Origin of the sequence: Paraburkholderia caffeinilytica (genome assembly GCF_051027425.1) — a bacterium.
Lineage (GTDB): Bacteria > Pseudomonadota > Gammaproteobacteria > Burkholderiales > Burkholderiaceae > Paraburkholderia > Paraburkholderia caffeinilytica_A.
Window position 1 is genome coordinate 1760144 of sequence record NZ_CP186552.1, and the last position, 20995, is coordinate 1781138.

Genomic DNA, 20995 nt, shown 5'->3' on the forward strand with positions numbered 1-20995 from the left:
ATCAATCGACAAACACGACAGGAGAAAACATGAAGAGAAGAAATCTGCTGACCGCCTTCGCATGGGGCGCGGCCTCCCTGGCGCTTGCCGCGCCGCTCGCGCAAACCGCGCAAGCGGCCGATGCACCGGGCGTCGCGTTCGTCTACCTCGGCAATCCGGGCGACGCCGGCTGGACCTTCGCGCACGATCAGGGCTCGAAGGAAGCCGAAGCGAAGTTCGGCAACAAGATCAAGATCACCCGCATCGAGAATGTGCCGGAATCGGCCGACTCGGAACGGGTGTTCCGCGATCTGGCGAACAAGGGCAACAAGATCATCATCGGTTCGAGCTTCGGCTATCAGGACTTCGAGCTGAAGGTCGCGAAGGATTTCCCGGACACGGTGTTCCTGCACGCAACCGGCTACAAGAAGGCGCCGAACTTCGGCACCTATGACGTGCGTATGTACCAGGGCGCGTACCTCGCAGGCGTCGCCGCGGGCTATGTGACGAAGACCAACACGCTCGGCTTCGTCGCCTCGGTGCCGATTCCTGAAGTGATCCGCAACATCAACGCGTACACGCTCGGCGCGCGTTCGGTGAATCCGAAGATTCACACCAAGGTCATCTGGATCAACAGCTGGTTCGATCCGGGCAAGGAAAAGCAGGCTGCTGAAACGCTGATCGGCCAGGGCGCCGACGTGCTGCTGCAAAACACCGATTCGAGCGCCACGCTCGCGACCGCATCGGAAAAGCACGTGCATGCGTTCGGTTGGGATTCGGACATGAAGAAGTTCGGTCCTGAGGCGCATCTCGGTTCGGTGGTCGCGCACTGGGGCGTGTATTACAACTCGGCTATCCAGCAGGTGCTGGACGGCAAATGGAAGAACGATCCGGTGTGGTGGGGCATTCCGCAGAAGGCCGTCAATCTTGAAGACCTGAACACGTCGGCGATTTCGGCCGATGCGCAGAAAAAGGTGGCGGCGAAGCGTGATGAACTGGCCGGCGGCAAGTGGGACGTGTTCACCGGCCCGATCAAGGATCAGTCCGGCGCGGTGAAGGTGCCGGCAGGCAAGACCCTGACCGATCCGGAGTTGCAACGTCTGAACTGGTATGTGGAAGGCGTGGACGGTTCGCTGCCGAAGTAATTCGGTTATCGCTGTTATCGTCGTTATTGCGGTTGCCGTGAGCGAATCGTGTAGCGATTGGTGGGGGGCGCGATCGATTGGGTTGTGATCGACCGCTTCATGAACGACCGCGTCACGAATGCCCCCTTCGCGAATCACCAGGTCACGAACGACTGCATCTCGAATGACCGGGTCGCGAATGACCGTGGAATGATCGGCTGAGTCACTGTCAATCGCGCCGCGCTTCTGGCACCCACTGCATAAAAAAGCTGCGTCCATTACGGACGCAGCTTTTTTTGCTTCAGGCGATGTATTGAATAAGGTCCAGGCGAAGCGTCAGTCGATGCGCAGGCCGACCTTGATGGTCACCTGCCAGTAGGCGACCTTGTCGTTTTCGATCTGGCCCCGCGTTTCCGTCACTTCGAACCAGTGCAGATTGCGCAGCGTCTTCGACGCTTTTTTAATCGCGGTGCTGATTGCGTCGTCGATCGATTTGGTCGATGAGCCGGTCAGTTCGATTTGTTTGTAGACGTGTTCTGACATGAACTTCCTCCTTTGACCTTCGTTGGTGTGCAAAAAAAGTATAGGCAATGGATTGCCGTTGACATCGCCGGCATGGGCGAGTCATTGCGCACATCGCGTGCCCGATATGTCGCGGTGAGACGAGGCCGTTATGATGTCCGCGCAACTCAATCTGAAACCTGACGAGGCTTGAAAGTGGAAATTGGTTTTTGCGGTCCCGGTCTGATGGGCGCGCCGATGATCCGGCATCTGCTGCGCGCGGGGCATACCGTGCATGTCTGGAATCGCACGCGGGCCAAGGCGGAAGCGTTGGTGGCGGACGGCGCCAAGGTGGTCGATACACCGCGCGAACTCGCCTCGCGGTGTGACGTGGTGCTGCTGTGCGTCGCGGATGCAGCAGCGGTTGAAGAAACGGTGTTCGGTGCAGAGGGACTGTTGAGCGCCGATGCCACGACGCCGAAACGCGTGCGCTGGATCGTCGATCACTCGAGCATTCCGCCGGCCGCGACGCGCGCGTTCGCGCGGCGTGCGGCAGCGATGGCTACTGTTGCCGCGGAAGGTGCGGAAGGTGCGATTGCGGCCACGGGCGAGGCCGGGCGAGAACGGCAGCCTGATGGCACAGGCACAGGCACAGGCACAGGCACAGGCACAGGCACAGGCACAGGCACAGGCACAGGCACAGGCACAGGCACAGGCACAGGCACAGGCACAGGCACAGGCACAGGCACAGGCACAGGCACAGGCACAGGCACAGGCACAGGCACAGGCACAGGCACCACAAACGTCGGCTGGATCGACGCGCCCGTATCCGGCGGCGTAGCGGGTGCGACGGCGGGCACGCTCGCGATCATGGCAGGCGGTGCCGCAGCGGACGTCGAGGCGGTCACGCCGCTCCTCGGTGCGTATTCAGCCCGCGTCACGCACATGGGTGACGTCGGCGCGGGGCAAACCACCAAGCTCTGCAATCAGACCATCGTCACCGCGACCGTGGCGGCGATCGCCGAGGCCGTGAGTCTCGCGCAACGCAGCGGCATCGACGCTTCCAAACTGACCGAAGGCCTTGCCGGCGGCTGGGCGGATTCCGTGCTGCTGCAGACTTTCGTGCCGCGCATGACGCAAAGCGGCCTCGCGCCGATCGGCGCATTCCGTACGTTCCAGAAGGACGTCGACACGGTCGCCGCGACGGCGTACGAGACCGGCACGCCGATGCCGGTTTCGTCGACGGTCCAGCAACTGCTGCGGCTCGGTTCGGCGATGGGGCTTGGGGAGGCCGATCTGTCGGCCTTTATCGACGTTTTGCAGACGCCGCGCGGCAGCTAGAGCATGCCCGGAGCGGGTGAGCGGCCGATGTGAACCGCGTGTGACACAGCGTGAAAGCGACGTCAAAACGCCAGGGTATGGCGCGTGCGTGGGTTGTATTCGCGATAACCTGCTAAAATATTAGGTTGTTCGCCGATATCACATTCAAAGGACGTGTCGTGCTGTCTACCGCCAATATCACCATGCAATTCGGGCCAAAGCCCCTCTTCGAGAATATCTCGGTCAAATTCGGGGGAGGGAACCGCTATGGCCTGATCGGTGCGAACGGCTGCGGCAAGTCCACCTTCATGAAGATCCTGGGTAGCGATCTGGAACCGAGCTCCGGCAACGTGATGCTCGAACCGAACATTCGTCTCGGTAAGCTGCGCCAGGATCAGTTCGCATACGAAGACGTGCGCGTGCTCGACGTCGTGATGATGGGCCACGCCGAAATGTGGGCCGCCATGACCGAGCGCGACGCGATCTACGCGAACCCCGACGCGACTGACGACGACTACATGCACGCCGCCGAGCTCGAAGCGAAGTTCGCCGAGTACGACGGCTACACCGCCGAAGCGCGCGCGGGCGAACTGCTGCTCGGCATCGGCATCGCGATCGAAGACCACAACGGCCCGATGAGCAACGTCGCACCGGGCTGGAAACTGCGCGTGCTGCTCGCGCAGGCGCTGTTCTCGAAGCCGGACGTGCTGCTGCTGGACGAGCCGACCAACAACCTGGACATCAACTCGATCCGTTGGCTGGAAGACATCCTCAACCAGTACAACTCGACGATGATCATCATCTCGCACGATCGTCACTTTCTGAACCAGGTCTGCACGCACATGGCCGACATGGACTTCGGCACGCTGAAGGTCTATCCGGGCAACTACGACGACTACATGCTGGCCAGCACGCAGGCGCGCGAACGTCAGCAGAACGCCAACGCCAAGGCGAAGGAACGCGTCGCCGATCTGCAGGACTTCGTGCGCCGTTTCTCGGCGAACAAGTCGAAGGCACGCCAGGCGACCAGCCGTCTGAAGATGATCGACAAGATCAAGATCGAGGAATTCAAGCCGTCGTCGCGGCAGAACCCGTTCATCCGCTTCGAATACGAGAAGAAGCTGCACAACATCGCGGTGGTGGCGGACAAGATCTCGAAGAAGTACGAGCGTCAGATCTTCAACGATTTCAGCATTAGCGTGCAGCCGGGCGAGCGTATCGCGATCATCGGCGAGAACGGTGCGGGTAAGACCACGCTGCTGCGCTCGCTGCTCGGCAAGCTCACGCTGGATCACGGCGTGGTCAAGTGGGCTGAAAACGCGAACGTCGGTTACATGCCGCAGGATACGTATGAAGAGTTTCCGAACGACGTCACGCTGATGGACTGGATCGACGGCTACCGCCAGGAAGGCGACGACGAACAGATGGTGCGCGGCACGCTCGGCCGTCTGCTGTTCAATGCCGACGACATCCGCAAGTCGGTCAAGGTGCTCTCCGGTGGCGAGAAGGGCCGCATGATCTGGGGCAAGCTGATGCTGGGCCGTCACAATGTGCTGCTGATGGACGAGCCGACCAACCACATGGACATGGAATCGATCGAATCGCTGCAGATCGCGCTCGACAAGTTCGAAGGCACGCTGATTTTCGTGTCGCACGACCGTGAGTTCGTGAGCGGCCTGGCGAACCGGATCATCGAAGTGAAAACGAACGGCACGTTGAACGACTTCGGCGGCAACTACGAAGACTTCCTGTTGAGCCAGGGCGTGCAGTAAGCGCTTCTTGCTTCACGGTGTTGCGTAAAGAAAAGCCTGCTTCTTCGAAGCGGGCTTTTTTCATGGTGCGGGACTTAAGCACTCGCTCCGGTTTGTCCGTCCGCCGCGGCCCTGCAGATACATAGATCCATAGACTCTCAGACGCCGCAACGAAATAACCACAAATCTCACTGTGAGGTGACCGACATCAATCGACCAGACTCAAAGCCAGACCGCCCAACAGACTCATTGACCCAACGCAACGCGCGCTGCGCCCAACGACCGATTATCACCGTTTCGATAGTCTATCCATCGGGTCGTCAATGCTTACCTCTCACTCTTTTCCGCCGCTCATCATCCGTGGCCGCTCGCTGCTTCCGATCGTGCAAGGCGGCATGGGCGTCGGTATCTCGGCACACAGGCTGGCCGGCAGCGTGGCTCGCGAGGGCGCACTCGGCACCATCGCCAGCATCGACCTGCGCCATCATCACCAGGACCTGATCGAACTCTGCCGGCAGTCTCCTGACCGGGCCACGCTCGAACAGGCGAACCTCACCGCGCTGGCGCGTGAAATCCACGCCGCCAAAGCACTCGCCGAAGGCCGCGGCATGATTGCCGTCAACGTGATGAAAGCCGTCAACGCGCAAGCGGACTACGTGCGCATTGCCTGCGAAAACGGCGCCGATGCAATTGTCATGGGCGCGGGCCTGCCGCTCGATTTGCCGGACATGACCCAAGGCCATGACATCGCGCTGATTCCGATCCTGTCGGATAGCCGCGGCGTCGCGCTGGTGCTGAAGAAATGGATGAAAAAGGGCCGCTTGCCCGACGCCGTCGTGATCGAACATCCGGCCCACGCAGGCGGCCATCTAGGCGTGACCAACCTCGCCGATCTGCACGACCCGCGCTTCGATTTCCTGCGCGTGCTTGAGGAGCTCGATGCGGTATTCACGTCGCTTGGTTTGAGTCGTCAGGACGTGCCGTTGATTGTCGCGGGCGGCATCAATAGTCACGAAGCCGTGCGCGAGCTGCTGACCGCCGGTGCCGGCGGCGTGCAACTCGGTACGCCGTTCGCCGTCACGGAAGAAGGCGACGCCCATCCGAACTTCAAGCGCGTGCTGGCCGAAGCGACGCCTGACGACATCGTCGAATTCGTCAGCGTGACGGGACTGCCGGCACGCGCCGTCAAGACGCCGTGGCTGATGCGCTATCTGCGTCATGAAACGCGAATTCGCGAGAAGATCGGCGCGCTCAAACACGTCTGTCCGACGGCGCTCGAGTGTCTCGGCGTCTGTGGGTGGCGCGACGGTGTAGAGAAGTTCGGCCACTTCTGCATCGACACGCGTCTCGCTGCGGCATTGCGCGGTGACGTGGCCAACGGCCTGTTCTTCCGCGGTCGCGAAGCGTTGCCGTTCGGCACGGCCATTCGCAGCGTCCACGATCTGATCGAGCTGCTCCTGACCGGCGCGACGCGACCCGCTGTCGCAGGACGATGGACGTTCTCGCTTGGTTGACACGGGTCAACGTGAAGCCCGGCGAGACCTTCGACAATCCCCGCACGCAAACAAACACTCGGGGAAGCCTATGAAACACTCGTTCAGGAACACGATCAGAATCACCGCCATCGCCGCGTGCCTGCTATGCGCGGGCGCGCTGGCGCCGCAGGCACAGGCACAGGCCACCGGCGGCGACCCGATGAGCGGCATCCACGCCGGCGACGTACTGGTGCGGCTGCGCGCCATCAGCATCATGCCGAGCGTGGGGACCAACCAGTCGTTGTCGGCGCTCAATGTGGGCGTCAACAACGCCATCGTGCCGGAACTGGATCTCACCTATATGATCCGCGATTACCTCGGCGTCGAGCTGATTCTCGGCACATCGCGTCATCAGTTGACGTCGAGCCTTGGCAACCTTGGCGGAGTGAACGTGCTACCGCCCACGCTGCTGTTGCAATACCATTTCAACCACGCGGGGCGTATCCGTCCGTATGTCGGGGCGGGTTTGAACTACACGTTGTTCTACAACAACGGGCTGAACGCAGGCGGCCAGCCGATCTCGATCACCAACCACAGCTTTGGCCCGGCGTTGCAGGCGGGTGTGGACGTGCAGGTGACCAGGTCGCTCTTCGTCAATGCGGACATCAAGAAGATCTGGATGCATACCGACGCTTCGCTCGGCGGTCAGTCGCTCGGCCGGTTGAATATCGACCCGGTCGTGGTCGGTTTGGGTGTCGGTATGCGGTTCTGATTTCCACGCTTGAGAAACCGCGCTCGCAATAAAAAACGCCGGGATGTCCGGCGTTTTTTATTGCATTTCCGATCGGGAAAAGGGTTCTCCGGCAGCAGCGCCGACACGCACGGCCGCATAACTGCATAACCGCATAACCGAGAGACTACAGCTTGTCGTTCTTGAAGCGCATGGCGGTGCCGTCCTGCTCGATGCGCACCCACACGGCGCGCTTTTCCTCGTCGCTCAGGAACACCCAGTTGGATACTTCGGTGGCGGTGCGGCCGCAGCCTTTGCAGACCTCGTCGAAAAGCGTGGAACAGACGCCGATACACGGGCTGTCGGGAAGATCGTGAAGATTCGAAGCCATCGGAAACCTTGGGGCGAAGAAGCGAAGTTCCGCTATGTTAACCGATGCAGCGATTGCGCCACGGCGTCGCGCGCGTCGTGGCGCAGATGCATGGTCGGTTGGCAGTATCCGTTGCCGCTTTCTCTCCGATCCGGATATTTCCCCTCAGCGCGCAATGCTGTACCCGATTCGTGCCATCCAGTGCTGCCGGTTGTTGTAATCGAGCAGGTCCTCGCCATAACCGTTGAAGTACCCCACCCAGATATAACCGCCCCACTTGCTGCCGAGCAGTCTGGCGAGTGGGTAGGTGAATTGCGAATCGACGCTGCCGTACCAGTGCTTGGTGCCTTTGCGCAGCGTGGTCGCGAGTTGCCAGCCGTCCGGGCTGCCGTATTTGACCAGCAGATCGACGTAGCCGCGATAGTCGGCGATATCGGGGTTGTTGCTCGTGCCGAGGTAGTAATAAATTTTCGGCGAGACGGTCAAATGATTGCCCGTCAGATCGCCGAATTCCCAGGTCGGACGGATAAAGGGCATGTTGATGCTGTGTGAGTCCGTGCCCGCCTTGCCGTTCGATTCATGCGCGATACCGGCCGCAAAACCCATCCGCGTGAAAAATGGGCTGTGCCACCCCGTGTCGGGCACGTAGTAGAACAACTGCGGCGAATAAGTTGTATCGCGGAACGGCCGCGAATCGGCGGACAGATCCCAGATCGAGGTCTGCGTGTAGGCGAAGTACAGGTTGTCGAGGAAAGCCTTCGAGCGCAGATCGTCCGGCATCAGGATGCGGTATTTGAAACTCAATTGCAGCCGGGCGTTCGTGTCGCCATTGTGGCCGACGGCGAAGTACATCGGCTCGTAATAGGAGACGTGCGAGAGCACTCCGCGTCCGGTGGTGGAGAGCGAGTCGCCCGGAGGCGACATTGCATCGCCCGCCGGGCCGTCGACAGCCGCGGCCATTGCGGCGGCCTGTGCCGGCGTGCTTGCCTGGCTCTCCGCCTGTTCTGCCTGGGCGACGGCGTCCTGCTGCGGCCCGCGATTGATCGCGACGAGTGCCGGCGACGCGTCGAAGCCCACCGGATCGATGCGCACTTCTCCGCGTGCCGATTGCGGCCAGGGCGTCGAGTAACGCACTTTGCGGAACTGACCTGGCTGCAGATGCAGCGTGTCGGGTACACCCGGTTCGCGCTGCAGCTCGAGCGGCTGCGGCGACTGTTCAGCGCCGTTCACGGTTACGCGGATAGTCGGCGGGACGGTGACGGTGAGGGCCTGGGCGTCGTCGGCGGAATAGAGCAGCGTGATTTGCAGCGGCTCGTTAGCCGCGGCAACGCGCGCGGGTTGCAACATCGCGACCGTCGCGTGGGCCTCGCCAAAGCAGGTGGCGAAGGCGGCGAGAGCAACGAGCGTGGACAGAAGCGAGGCGCGTGAAATGCGCAGGATAGCGTGGCGATTTTGAGGTGAGGTGCGGGGGGCGAGGCGGGCAAGCGAAGCGTAAAAGCGCATGGGCTGTCGTCCAGAGAACAGAAGTGCGAGCGAGGCGGCGAGGCAACGGTGTCGAATGACGACATATTCGGGCACGTGGGCTCGGGCGCAGAAAGCGGCGCAAAAAAGGGCGCAAAACCGGCTCAAGGAGCCACCGAAAAAACGGCAGAAAAAATCGCCCCAAAACGGCCCCCGCACAAAAAAGGAAGCCACCGCGAACGGAGCGTCAAATCCGGCTCGGCACCGCGAGCGGCGTCGCCTATTGTCGGGAATGACTAAGAGGATACTTACAAACCGGCTTCATCCGCAAACTGAATGCAAGGAACGGCCGGAAAACCGCGTCATCCGCCGAACGCCAACTGCCACAACAGCGCGCCGTTGAGCAAGACGATGAACGCAGCCGACAGCCAGGCCAGCACGAGCGGCACGCCGCGCACACGCCAGCTGCGCATCAGGGCGGCGTCCGACGTATAGCGGATCAGCGGCACGACCGCGAGCGGCAATTGCAGGCTCAGTACCACCTGGCTTGCCACCAGCAATTGATTGGAGCCGTGCTGGCCGAACAGCGCGACAGCGAGGAGCGCCGGCCCGATCGCCAGCGCCCGGGTGAAGAGCGCGCGCTTCCAGCGCGGCAGGCGCAGGCGCAGAAAGCCTTCCATCACGGCCTGACCGGCCAGCGTGCCCGTGACAGTCGCGCTCAGCCCGCAGGCGAGCAGCGCCGCCGCAAACAGGATGCCCGCCCAATGCGTGCCGACGAGCGGCGCGATCAGACGGTGGGCGTCGGCGAGATCGGTGACATCGCGATGACCGCTCGCATAGAACACCGCCGCCGCCACGATCAGCAGCGCCGCGTTGATGACGAACGCAAATGACAGCGAGCCGAAGGTGTCCAGATTCACGACGTGCAACGCGGCCCTGATCCCGGCGTCGCTGCCGTCGGGCGCGTGATGCTTGACGAGCGCGGAGTGCAGATACAGGTTGTGCGGCATCACCGTGGCGCCGACAATGCCCGCCGCCAGCCACACCATGCCCACGTTGCGCAGCAAGTCGAGGCTCGGCGCGGTGCCGGCCAGCGCGGCATGCCAGTCGGGCCGCGCCAGCGCCAGTTCGACCACGAAGCACAGCCCGACGAAGCCGATCAGCGACGCGATCACCGCTTCGAGCTTGCGGCCGCCTTTCTGCTGGAGCGCCAGCAGCGCGAAGGTGCAGACGGCCGACATCAGCACGCCGACCGTCAGCGACACACCGAGTAGCAATTGCAATGCGACGGCGCTGCCGACCACCTCGGCGACGTCGCACGCAATGATCGCGACCTCGCTGGTCAGCCACAGGAAGAGGGTGACGCGACGGCTCGAGCGTTCGCGGCAGAGCTGCGCAAGGTCGCGCCCGGTCACGACGCCCAGCCGCGACGACAGCCACTGCAGCAGCATCGCCATCACGCTCGCCAGCAGCACCATGCTCAACAACTGGTAACCGTAGCCCGCGCCGGCGCCGAGCGCTGTCGCCCAGTTGCCAGGATCGATATAGCCGACCGCGATCAGTGCGCCGGCGCCGACGAACGAGAACCAGTGCGCCGGACGCGCCGGTCCACCGCCCGGCAGACGCCGGCGGCGGTTCGGTCGCAACGCGGACGGATTCGTGTTCATCGATGCCCGGAGGTTTAAGACTGCGCTCGCCCGCAAGCGACGTGCCCGCAGCGAACCCGGCACGCGGCGCAGTAAGGCCAAAGCGCGCCTGCGTGGTTCGCAGCGCGCTGCCTTCGAAGGCTTCCAGAGCTATTGTGCACCGTGGCGCGACGGGTGGCTTACGCTCGCGTCGACGCTTAGCCGTACGGCATAAAATTCGTGAAAAACGGCCCCCGGCTGCCGCCCCGATGCGAACCGGGTGCAGCGGGAGCGGCGCAACCTGACGACGGGATGACAGCGACGCTGCCACTGGTGTTTTTTTCGGGTAGACATGCGCCGATAACCCGCTAAAATTGCGCCCATTTTGTAGCGGCACGGCTTACGCTGTACCGTTTGCGCGACAGCCTGGCATTTTTTTTGGTGCGCGCAATAATTAATGGTAGTTTTCGGGTTTTTCAGGGGAGCCGCGTGCGGTGTGCCGCGGCATGAGTGAAGACGATCGGCTCGGACCGGTCAGGATCGGAGAACGGGATGAAAAGACGGGTAGTGGGGCAGGTGGCGGCGCTGGTCTTGTGCGTAACGCAGTGGTTGACGGCCGCTGCAAAAGATACGCAGCTGAACGTGTATAACTGGTCCGATTACATCGCCAAGGACACCATTCCGAACTTCACCAAGCAGACGGGCGTCCAGGTCAAGTACGACAACTACGACAGCGACGACACGCTGCAGGCCAAGCTCCTCACCGGCAATTCCGGCTATGACATCGTCGTGCCGACCAGCAACTATGCCGGCAAGCAGATCGCCGCTGGCATCTTCGCGCCGCTCGACAAATCGAAGCTGCCGAACCTGAAGTACCTCGATCCCTCGCTGATGGCCCTCGTGGCGGGCGCCGATCCGGGCAACAAGTACACGGTGCCCTGGGCATACGGCACGACCGGCCTCGGCTACAACGTCACCAAGGCGCAGCAGATCCTCGGCAAGAACGTGCCGCTCGATAGCTGGGACGTCCTCTTCAAGCCGGAAAACATTTCGAAGCTGAAAGCGTGCGGCGTGTCCGTGCTCGACGCGCCGGATCAGATGTTCGCCGCCGCGTTGCATTACATCGGTAAGGATCCGATGAGCACGAACCCGGCCGACTATCGCGCCGCGCTCGAGATGATGAAGAAGATCCGCCCGTACATCACGCAGTTCAATTCGTCGGGCTACATCAACGATCTGGTCGGCGGCGACGTGTGCTTCGCGTACGGCTGGTCGGGCGACGTCGTGATCGCCAAGCATCGCACGGTCGAAGCGAAGAAGCCGTACAAGGTCGAGTACTACATTCCCAAGGGTGGTGCGCCGGTGTGGTTCGACGTGATGGCGATTCCGAAAGACGCGAAGAACAAGGAAGCCGCGCTCGAGTGGATCAACTACATCGAAACGCCGCAGGTTCATGCCGCGATTACCAACGCCGTCTACTATCCGAGCGCCAACCTCGAAGCGCGCAAGTATGTGGACAAGGACGTGGCGAACGATCCGGCCGTGTATCCGCCGCCTGAAGTCATCAAGACCCTGTTCCTGCTGAAGCCGCTGCCGCCGGAAATCCAGCGGCTGCAAACGCGGCTGTGGACTGAATTCAAGTCCGGCCGCTGATCCGCGGCCAGCGTGAACGGGTATGGTTCAACATGAAGCCCTCGGTGTCCACCGGGGGCTTTGTTCGTCAAACGCCGGAGTAAAGCATTGTGATGAGTAGTGACCAGTCGGGCGCACTGGCCGGGGGCGCCGTGCCGTCCCCGGGCCTGAACGTCGAAGTGGACAGCGCAGCAGAGAATTTCGTCCAGATCGTCGACATCGTGAAGAAGTTCGGCGAGACCGTCGCGGTCAAAGAGGTCAACCTGTCGGTGAAAAAGGGCGAGCTGTTCGCGCTCCTCGGCAGTTCCGGCTGTGGTAAATCGACCTTGTTGCGCATGCTGGCCGGCCTCGAATCGATCACGTCGGGCAAGATCCTGATCGACGGCGAGGACCTCGCGCAATTGCCGCCTTATCGCCGGCCGGTCAACATGATGTTCCAGTCGTACGCGCTGTTTCCGCACATGACGGTCGAGGCCAACGTCGCCTTCGGCCTGAAGCAGGAAGGCGTGCCGAAGGCGGAACTGAAAGACCGCGTGCAGACCGCGCTCGATCTCGTGCAGATGGGCCGCTTCGCGAAGCGCAAGCCGCACCAGCTCTCCGGCGGTCAGCAGCAGCGTGTGGCGCTCGCGCGCTCGCTCGTCAAGCGGCCGAAGCTGCTGCTGCTCGACGAACCGATGTCCGCGCTCGACAAGCAGATCCGCCAGCGCACGCAGATCGAACTGGTCAACATTCTCGACCGGGTCGGCGTGACCTGCATGATGGTGACGCACGACCAGGAAGAAGCCATGACCATGGCGGACCGCCTTGCCGTGATGAGCGAAGGCGAGATCGTCCAGCTCGGCACGCCGCACGAAGTGTACGAATATCCGAACAGCCGCTTTTCCGCCGAGTTCATCGGCTCGACCAATCTGTTTGACGGCAACGTGGTCGAAGATGAACCCGATCACGTGTTCATCGAAACGCCCGACCTGCCGGTGCGCCTGTACGTGAGCCACGGCATCACCGGGCCGCTCGGCATGCCGGTGACGATCTCGGTGCGGCCCGAGCGCATCGCGCTCACGCGCAAGCCGCCTGAAGGCACCTACAACTGGGGCAAGGGCGTCGTGACGAATATCGCTTACATGGGCGGCTATTCGCTGTATCACGTGAAGCTCGAGGCGGGCAAAACGGTGATCGCCAACGTAACGAGCCTCGCGTTGACGGAGATCGATCCGCCCACCTGGGGCGACGAAGTGTATGTGCGCTGGAGCGCATCGGCCGGCGTGGTGCTGACGTCATGAAGCGCGCGATCAGTTCCTTCGCGTCATGGCCGGTGCGTCGTTTCAATCTGACGGGCCGCACCGCCGTGGTGGCCGGCCCGTTCATCTGGCTGCTGCTGTTTTTCCTCGTGCCGTTCCTGCTGGTCGTGAAGATCAGCTTCGCGGATTTGCAGCTTGGCATTCCACCTTATACGGAACTCGCCACGTACACGGACGGTGTGGTTCACGTCGCGCTGGACCTGTCGCACTACGCGTTTCTGTTGACCGACAGCCTGTACTTCGCGACCTATGTGAATTCGGTGGTGGTCGCGGCGATATCCACGTTGCTGTGTTTGCTGATCGGCTATCCGATGGCGTACTACATTGCGCGCTCGAATCCGGCGAGCCGCAATCTGCTGATGATGGCGGTGATGCTGCCGTTCTGGACCTCGTTCCTGATTCGTGTGTATGCATGGATCGGCATCCTGAAGAACAATGGCTTGCTGAACAACTTCCTGATGTCGGTCGGTCTGATCCATACGCCGATCGAGCTGTATCACACGAACACCGCGGTTTATATCGGCATGGTGTATTCGTATCTGCCGTTCCTCGTGATGCCGTTGTACGCGCATCTGGTGAAGATGGACATGACCTTGCTGGAAGCCGCCTACGACCTCGGCGCGAAGCCGTGGCGGGCGTTCTGGCAGATCACCTTGCCGCTGTCGAAGAACGGCATCATTGCCGGGTGTTTGCTGGTGTTCATTCCGGCGGTTGGCGAGTACGTGATTCCGGAATTGCTGGGCGGCGCGAACACGCTGATGATCGGCCGCGTGATGTGGAATGAGTTTTTCGACAATGCCGATTGGCCGATGGCGTCCGCCGTGACGTGTGCGATGGTGTTGTTGTTATTGGTGCCGATGGCGTTTTTCCAGTACGCGCAGGCGAAGGCGATGGAGGAAAGGCGCTGATGAAACCGAACCGGATGTTGCAGTTTATTGCCTTGGGGATCGGGTTTCTGTTTCTCTATGTTCCGATCGTGAGTCTGATTGTGTATTCGTTCAACGAATCGCAGCTGGTCACGGTATGGACGCGGTTTTCCACGCGCTGGTATGCCGCGTTGTTGCAGGACGACGAGTTGATCGCGGCGGCGTGGCTGTCGTTGCGCGTGGCGTTGCTGACGGCGTTTGCGTCGGTGATTATCGGCACGTGGGCCGGGTTTGTTCTGGCCCGCATGGGGCGGTTTCGCGGTTTTACCCTTTACACCGGGATGATCAATGCGCCGCTGGTGATTCCCGAGGTGATTCAGGGGATTTCGTTGCTGCTGCTGTTCATCGAAATGGCCAAGTGGCTGGGATGGCCCGCCGGGCGTGGCATTTTCACGATCTGGATCGGGCACGTGATGCTGTGTATTTCTTATGTGGCCATCATCGTGCAGTCGCGTGTGAAGGAGTTGCATCCTTCGCTTGAGGAGGCAGCGCTTGATCTTGGGGCTACGCCGCTCAGGGTGTTTTTCTTCATTACGTTGCCGTTGATTTCGCAGGCGCTGGTTTCCGGGTGGTTGTTGTCGTTTACCTTGTCTATCGACGATCTGGTTTTGTCCGCGTTTTTGTCGGGGCCTGGGTCTACGACGCTGCCGCTGGTTGTTTTTTCTCGTGTTCGGCTTGGGTTGAATCCTGAGATGAATGCGCTGGCTACTTTGTTTATTGCGGTGGTTACTGTTGGGGTTGTGGCTGCTAATTATTTTATGCAGCGGGCGGAGAGGAAGAGGGCTGTTATGGCGGTATAGGGTTTTTTTTGCCTGCGCGGCGCTTGGTGATGTATGCCTACGGCGGTGGCCTTTCTCCTTGATCTGTTTGTCCGCGCAGCGCTTGTTGTCTGTGTTTTTAGGGTGTTGGCCTTTCCTTGTTTTCTTCGTGGTCTATTAGCGTTCGCCCCTGTGCGGGGCAGGCACTTACTTTCTTTGCCGCCGCAAAGAAAGATAAGCAAAGAAAGCGGCTCAAACCGCTAACTCTTAAGTGGGTCCCCCGCACAGTCGCGGTAGTGGTGCATCTGGAATCCGTGCTCCCGCACATTCGGCGTGAGTGACAAGGGCGTCATACTTCCGGCGCGCGCTGCGCGCGCCGACGCGCACTTCATAGAACCAATCGCCGCATTTCCGTACTCATGTTTCGCTCAGTACCGTGGCTCGCCATTGCCAGTTTCATTTCATAACAGCAGCGTTTTTTTGGCCAGTGGCTTCGTACGTTGATTCGAGTGAAACGCTCGTCTTTTGGGCGCGTAGGCATTTCGCCGAGGTGAAGCCGAGGGCTTCCACAGCATCCAACCGAAGCCCCTGGTTTCCCAGGCAGACCCGTCCGCGACGCACGCAGTGCGGAGTGGGAGCGGATGACACCTTTGTCACTCTGGCTGAATGTGCGAGGGCACGGATTCCAGATGTACCACTACCGTGACTGTGCGGGGGACCCGCTTAAGAGTTAGCGGTTTGAGCCGCTTTCTTTGCTTATCTTTCTTTGCGGCGGCAAAGAAAGTAAGTGCCTGCCCCGCACAGGGGCGAACGCTAATAGACCACGAAGAAAACAAGGAAAGGCCAACACCATAAAAACACCGACAATAAGCGCTGCGCGGACAAACAGATCAAGGAGAAAGGCCAACGCCATAGGCACACAACACCAAGCGCCGCGCGGGAAAAACCAGAACTAAAACCAGAACCTCAAACCTTATACCCAATCCGAACCCCACCCCAATGCCGTCCGGCAACAAACACAGGCGCCGAAGCATCCTTCATCAAAACAAACTGCCCCCCACCCATATCGCGACGATAAGTCTGCAACAAAAACTTCTTGGTATGCGACGCAGCCGCAATCCCGGTACGATCGTCGAACATCCGCCGGTTCCGGCAATTCGCCATATTCCAGACCACATCCTCGCGCTGCGGCAAAGAAAACTTCAGATTGTGAGTCGGAAGATAACCGCGCACATCGACAGCAGCACAAAACGCCACGCGTGGATCAAGCGCCAGTAACGGCTCCTGAATGGCAGGCAAAACCCGATCGGTAAAAGCCGTAAACCGGGTAACGAACTGAGCCGGATTGCTCCCTGCAACAGGCACGTAACGCTGATCGAACAGATCCTCAATCGATACGTCGCCCCGAGCGACGGCCGTTTCGAATGCCTTGCCCACTGCGGCCGCAACCCGCTGGACGGCATCGATAAACGGCGTATCGGTCGTCTCGACCCCCGTTTCCGCAGTCAACTCGATCAAGGTCTCGGACACGCCGAGCAAATTCCCCAGCCGGTCCTTCGCCTGCGCGAAGTTCTCGCTTGAATCTTCGACACCACTCGCCATTTCCAGCACCTGCGCCTCGAGCCCGTTGCACTGGGTTTCGATCTCGCCGGTCAACGCGGCGATCTGCCCGGCCTCGTCGTTGAGCTGCGTAATCGCATCGCCCGTTGCATGGACGACGTCGCCGATCTTGCGGGTGCCTTCGCGTACCCGGTGCGCGCGCGCCGTGTTCACCGAACCCTCGTTGATCAACTGCTCGGTCTGCTGGGTGAGTTGTGCCAGCGTGGTCTCGATCTGGCCCGTCGCCTGAGCGGTTTTCGCCGACAGGTTCTTCACCTCGGCGGCCACCACCGCGAAACTCTTGCCGGAGTCGCCAGCGCGCGCGGCTTCGATCGCGGCGTTTAACGCCAGCAAATGTGTCTGGCGGGCGATCAGCGAAATTTCCTCGGAGACGCGGCTCACATGCGCCAATGCGCTGCGCAACGCGCCGATCTGGCTCTCGATCACCGTCACGCCTTCCACCAGCCCGTGGATGTCGGCGAGCGACGCTTCCAGCGTTTGCTGCGACGCCTGCACACCGGTCGCGGCTTCGGCCGATACGCTGCGCATGGCGCGCGCGGCAGTGGCAATGCGATGATTGCCCGCGAGTGTCTGTGCGGCGGACTCGCGCAGTGCGCGGCAAACCTGCGCCTGATGTTGCACGCGTGTCGCAACTTCCTCGACGTGGCCCGATACGTCGCAGATCTCAATTCCCAGTTTGCCGGCTTGCGCGGCAATATCGCCAACGACCGTGTGCGAGCGGCCGGCCCGGCGAAAGCTGAAACGCGTCATGCTCGTCTCCATGATGGCGCGGTTGGCGCAGTCAATTGGCGCGCTCACCCAATGCGGATGTCGCGTCTTCTCGACACGTTTACGGCAAGCCTGCCAGGGACTTGATACGGAGTATCCCGCGGTCAGTCGTTATCATGTGCGCTGAGCCTGCACCTCCGCAGCCATTTTTTTTCGTCACCGGCAATCCATGATCGACTCTTTCGCGCGCGTTTCGGGCTGGCAACAGCTCTATCACCTGTGGGAGCTGATTGTGATGCTCTGTAAGTTTCTTTGGAGCTTGCTGCGCCTGCTAGGCGGAGGGTGAGGATGGTGGGATGAGGTGTCGGAAGCGTGTACGGGGAGGGCGCATGCAAGGAGATCGTTGCAGGAGAAGGTGCTAGGAGGGCATGCAGGGAGAACGTGCCTGGAGAGGGTGCTGGGAGAACCTGCCTGGAGATGGTGCCGGAAGATTCCTCCGGAAGAGCCTGCCAGAAGAACCTGCCGGAAGAGTTTGCCGGAAGAGTTTGCCGGAAGAGCCTGCCAGAAGAGCCTGCCAGAAGAGCTTGCCAGGAGAGCTTGCCAGGAGAGCTTGCCAGGAGAGCTTGCCAGGAGAGCTTGCCAGGAGAGCTTGCCAGGAGAGCTTGCCAGGAGAGCTTGCCAGGAGAGCTTGCCAAGAGAGCTTGCCAAGAGAGCTTGCCAAGAGAGCTTGCCAAGAGAGCTTGCCAAGAGAGCTTGCCAAGAGAGCTTGCCAAGAGAGCTTGCCAAGAGAGCTTGCCAAGAGAGCTTGCCAAGAGAGCTTGCCAAGAGAGCTTGCCAAGAGAGGGTACTTAGGAGGACGAGCAAGAAAAACGCGCGCAGTCGCGCGCGTACAGACGAACAACTGGAAAAGCCTGGGTCAGACGGATATGCTGCGCGTGCCTTCCGCAGCGGGAGCACCTGCGCCACCCACGCCACCCCCGCCGAGAAATGCCCGCAGATCGACCATCACGCGCTCGGGCGCTTCTTCCATCGGAATGTGACCGAGCCCGGCGTACATCACCGATTGCGCACCAGGAATGCGGCTCGCGAATTCGGCTGCGTGCGCGGTCGGAATCCAGCGATCCTTCGCGCCCCACAGGACCAGCGACGGCACCTTCACCGTCTTCAGTACGTCGGTATCGACGTCCTTGAAGTCGAGTGTCGGCACCATCTTGCCGATCGCCTCACGCGTGCCTTCGCCGTGGAAGAATTCGACGTAACGCCGCAGCGTCACCGCATCGATCTTGCGCGGATCGCCATACACATTGCGTACCGCGCTCTTGATAATGACTTCGGGCAGCCACCATGGCGAACTCACCCGCACCAGTGCGCTGTTGAAAAGGCCAATGTAAATCGGCAGCTTCATCGGAAAACCGGCCGAGTCGATCAATACGAGCCGTTCGACGGCCTCGCGATGACGTACCGCGTAATCCCATGAAATCAGGCCGCCGAGCGAGTTGCCGATCAGCGTCGCGCGGGAGATGCCGAGCGCCTGCATGAAGGTATCGATGAAACGCCGGTAGGTCGGCAGATTCATCGTTTCGATTTCACCGGAGCTCGAGCGCAGCGGTCCGGTCACGCCGAATGGCGGCAGATCGAGGCGGATCACGCGATGCCCGCGCTTGAGTTCGTCGGCGACGCGATTCCACGTATGCAAGGAAGACGCGAAACCGTGAATCATCACGATCGTGTCGCCGCTGCCTTCATCGACGTAGTGCACGTCGGCCCCCATGATCTTGACGAACTTCGACCCGCTTTGGGTGTAGCGCCGCTGCAATTCGGCCCGCGGCACGCTGGTGATGCCGAGGCGCGCGGCGAGCGAGCGGGGCGGCAGTGGCGCTGTTGATGCGGATGTCGCGGAGTCGATGCTTGCCATGGTTGTTGTCTCCCTTTAGTTCGAGTTCGATCGTTTCTGCGGCTACGTGTACGTTTGCATCTGCATCTGTGTTGACCGCAGCGTCACCTTGAGCTTTAGTCTCGCATCTGCATCGCGATGCCTCGGCACAGACCTCCGCACATGCCTCTGCACCCGCCTCGGCATTCGCACGACCCCTGCCTCTGCACCCGCCGCTGCATTCGCACGACCTCTGCCTCTGCGTCCACCACACGAGCGGCCCCTCGGCCTAAGGCGCGAAGCGATAATCGTGCGGCCGCACACGCCGCGTGCGTTTGCGAAAGCTGAATGTGAAGCCCGGCCACAGCGCCGTGACCTTGCCGCTCTTCGTCTGATACCAGCTATGGCAGCCGCTGACCCACACGGAGTGCTGCATTTCCTTCTGCAGACGCTGGTTGAAATCGCGCTGCACGTCGGGCCGCAGGTTCATCGTGCGCGCCTTGCGTCGGCGCAATACGCGCAGGCAATCGGCGATGTACTGCACTTGCGACTCGATCATGTAGATCATCGAGTTGTGGCCCAGCCCGGTGTTCGGACCGACGATCATGAAGAAGTTCGGGAAGTTGGCGACGCTCGTGCCGAGGTAGGCCTCCGGCCCGTCGCGCAGCCATAGCGCGCCGAGATCGGCGCCGTCGAGGCCGGTTACGTCGAACGGCGCGCCCACGTCGTTCACCTGGAAGCCCGTGCCGCAGATGATCGTATCGGCCTGGTGATGCGCGCCGTCGTCGGTGACGATGCCGTCGGCGACGATTTCGCGGATGCCGGTCGTCACCACGTCGACGTTCGGCTTGCCGAGCGCCGGATAATAATCGCTCGACAGCAGCACGCGCTTGCAACCGAGCCGGTAGTTCGGCGTCAGCTTGGCGCGCAGTGCGGGATCCTTGACGCGCCGTTCGAGGTAGCTCATGCCGAATTTCATCGGCAGCTTCATCAGTTTCGGATTGACGACGAACGCAATCGCACGCGATTCGAGTTGCCAGTAAATTGCATTGCGCACGAAGCGCTGTGTGAACGGTAGATGGCGAAATAGCCAATGCGCGCGCGGACCGATCGGCTTGTCGGGCTTCGGCATGATCCACGGTGCGGTGCGCTGGAACAGCTCGAGTTGCGCGACGCGCGGCTGGATCTGCGGCACGAACTGGATCGCGCTGGCGCCGGTGCCGATCACCGCGACGCGCTTGCCTTCGAGCGGGTAGTCATGATCCCAGCGAGCCGAATGAAACAGCTTGCCTTCGAAACGATCGAGCCCAGGGATTCGCGGCATCGCCGGGCGCGACAGCGGACCGCTCGCCGCGATCACGACGTCGGCCTCGATGCTTTCGCGCGTGTCGTTCGAATCGATGTCGACTTGCCAGGTCTGGCGCACTTCATCGAAACGCATTGCCGCCACGCGCGCATTGCAACGCACGTACCGATCGACGCCGTATTTGCACGCGCAATGCTTGAGGTAAGCGAAGATCTCCGCCTGGCCGCCGAACGAGCGTGACCAGGCCGGATTCGGCTCGAACGAAAACGAGTACAGATGCGAAGGCACATCGCAGGCCGCGCCCGGATAGGTGTTGTCGCGCCACGTGCCGCCAACATCGCCGGCGGCCTCGTAAATCGTGAACGACGTGACGCCCATCCGCAGAAGGCGGATCGCCATGCCGATGCCCGCAAATCCGCTGCCGACAATAGCAATGCGTGGCGCGGCGGGTTGGGCGGATGAGGCAGGCGTCACGACGGGTCTCCGGGGCAGGCAAAAAATCGGGTGTCTACATATGTCTACACCACCATAACGCGCA

Annotated in this window: 16 protein-coding genes; 9 read left to right on the top strand and 7 right to left on the bottom strand. The window is 61.3% G+C overall.

Annotated elements, in window-relative coordinates; translation table 11 throughout:
• The first annotated feature begins 29 nt into the window (after positions 1 to 29).
• Positions 30 to 1124, top strand: a complete 1095-nt coding sequence (locus ACOSV0_RS07730) for a BMP family ABC transporter substrate-binding protein (protein ID WP_434109707.1) — start codon at positions 30 to 32, stop codon at positions 1122 to 1124.
• Positions 1125 to 1439: 315 nt separating this feature from the next.
• Here the strand turns inward: ACOSV0_RS07730 and ACOSV0_RS07735 are convergent, their stop codons facing one another.
• On the bottom strand, positions 1440 to 1646 hold the full coding sequence (locus ACOSV0_RS07735; RefSeq protein ID WP_054035325.1) for a dodecin: 207 nt from the start codon (positions 1644 to 1646) through the stop codon (positions 1440 to 1442).
• A gap of 174 nt (positions 1647 to 1820) precedes the next feature.
• On the opposite strand from ACOSV0_RS07735, the gene ACOSV0_RS07740 reads away from it, so the two are divergent.
• From ACOSV0_RS07740 to ACOSV0_RS07755, 4 genes are all read left to right on the top strand, one after another.
• On the top strand, positions 1821 to 2945 hold the full coding sequence (locus tag ACOSV0_RS07740) for an NAD(P)-dependent oxidoreductase (RefSeq protein ID WP_434109708.1): 1125 nt from the start codon (positions 1821 to 1823) through the stop codon (positions 2943 to 2945).
• Positions 2946 to 3103: 158 nt separating this feature from the next.
• Entirely contained in the window at positions 3104 to 4696 is a 1593-nt protein-coding gene (locus tag ACOSV0_RS07745) for an ABC-F family ATPase (RefSeq protein WP_434109709.1), read from the top strand.
• A 302-nt stretch (positions 4697 to 4998) separates the two neighbouring features.
• Entirely contained in the window at positions 4999 to 6189 is a 1191-nt protein-coding gene (locus ACOSV0_RS07750; RefSeq protein WP_434109710.1) for an NAD(P)H-dependent flavin oxidoreductase, read from the top strand.
• Between the two features lie 181 nt (positions 6190 to 6370).
• Positions 6371 to 6922 carry an OmpW/AlkL family protein gene (locus ACOSV0_RS07755; protein ID WP_434110206.1) on the top strand — a complete coding sequence of 184 codons (552 nt, stop codon included), beginning with the start codon at positions 6371 to 6373 and terminating at the stop codon, positions 6920 to 6922.
• Positions 6923 to 7067: 145 nt separating this feature from the next.
• On the opposite strand, the gene ACOSV0_RS07760 is transcribed toward ACOSV0_RS07755, so the two are convergent.
• From ACOSV0_RS07760 to ACOSV0_RS07770, 3 genes are all read right to left on the bottom strand, one after another.
• Positions 7068 to 7271, bottom strand: a complete 204-nt coding sequence (locus tag ACOSV0_RS07760) for a DUF1289 domain-containing protein (protein WP_028199276.1) — start codon at positions 7269 to 7271, stop codon at positions 7068 to 7070.
• Positions 7272 to 7415: 144 nt separating this feature from the next.
• Complete coding sequence (locus ACOSV0_RS07765; protein ID WP_434109711.1) at positions 7416 to 8753, bottom strand: phospholipase A; 1338 nt, start codon at positions 8751 to 8753, stop codon at positions 7416 to 7418.
• Positions 8754 to 9073: 320 nt separating this feature from the next.
• Positions 9074 to 10378 (bottom strand): Nramp family divalent metal transporter, encoded by a 1305-nt coding sequence (locus ACOSV0_RS07770; RefSeq protein WP_434109712.1) that lies wholly within the window; start codon positions 10376 to 10378, stop codon positions 9074 to 9076.
• Positions 10379 to 10888: 510 nt separating this feature from the next.
• Between ACOSV0_RS07770 and ACOSV0_RS07775 the strand changes: the two genes are divergently transcribed.
• From ACOSV0_RS07775 to ACOSV0_RS07790, 4 genes are all read left to right on the top strand, one after another.
• Positions 10889 to 11989: a polyamine ABC transporter substrate-binding protein gene (locus ACOSV0_RS07775; protein WP_434109713.1), complete on the top strand. Its 1101-nt coding sequence runs from the start codon at positions 10889 to 10891 to the stop codon at positions 11987 to 11989.
• A gap of 92 nt (positions 11990 to 12081) precedes the next feature.
• Positions 12082 to 13248 (top strand): ABC transporter ATP-binding protein, encoded by a 1167-nt coding sequence (locus tag ACOSV0_RS07780; protein ID WP_434109714.1) that lies wholly within the window; start codon positions 12082 to 12084, stop codon positions 13246 to 13248.
• On the top strand, positions 13245 to 14174 hold the full coding sequence (locus ACOSV0_RS07785) for an ABC transporter permease subunit (RefSeq protein ID WP_434109715.1): 930 nt from the start codon (positions 13245 to 13247) through the stop codon (positions 14172 to 14174). Before ACOSV0_RS07780 ends, ACOSV0_RS07785 begins: the two co-directional genes overlap by 4 nt.
• Entirely contained in the window at positions 14174 to 14992 is an 819-nt protein-coding gene (locus ACOSV0_RS07790; protein WP_434109716.1) for an ABC transporter permease subunit, read from the top strand. Before ACOSV0_RS07785 ends, ACOSV0_RS07790 begins: the two co-directional genes overlap by 1 nt.
• 924 nt (positions 14993 to 15916) lie before the next feature.
• On the opposite strand, the gene ACOSV0_RS07795 is transcribed toward ACOSV0_RS07790, so the two are convergent.
• The 3 genes from ACOSV0_RS07795 to ACOSV0_RS07805 all read right to left on the bottom strand — a co-directional run bounded on the left by ACOSV0_RS07795 (position 15917) and on the right by ACOSV0_RS07805 (position 20931).
• Positions 15917 to 17320, bottom strand: coding sequence for a methyl-accepting chemotaxis protein (locus ACOSV0_RS07795; RefSeq protein ID WP_434109717.1), 1404 nt, complete (start codon positions 17318 to 17320; stop codon positions 15917 to 15919).
• Between the two features lie 874 nt (positions 17321 to 18194).
• Complete coding sequence (locus tag ACOSV0_RS07800) at positions 18195 to 19193, bottom strand: alpha/beta fold hydrolase (RefSeq protein WP_434109718.1); 999 nt, start codon at positions 19191 to 19193, stop codon at positions 18195 to 18197.
• A gap of 247 nt (positions 19194 to 19440) precedes the next feature.
• A complete protein-coding gene (locus ACOSV0_RS07805; RefSeq protein WP_434109719.1) occupies positions 19441 to 20931 on the bottom strand; it encodes a flavin-containing monooxygenase in 1491 nt (496 codons plus the stop codon).
• Positions 20932 to 20995: the final 64 nt, after the last annotated feature.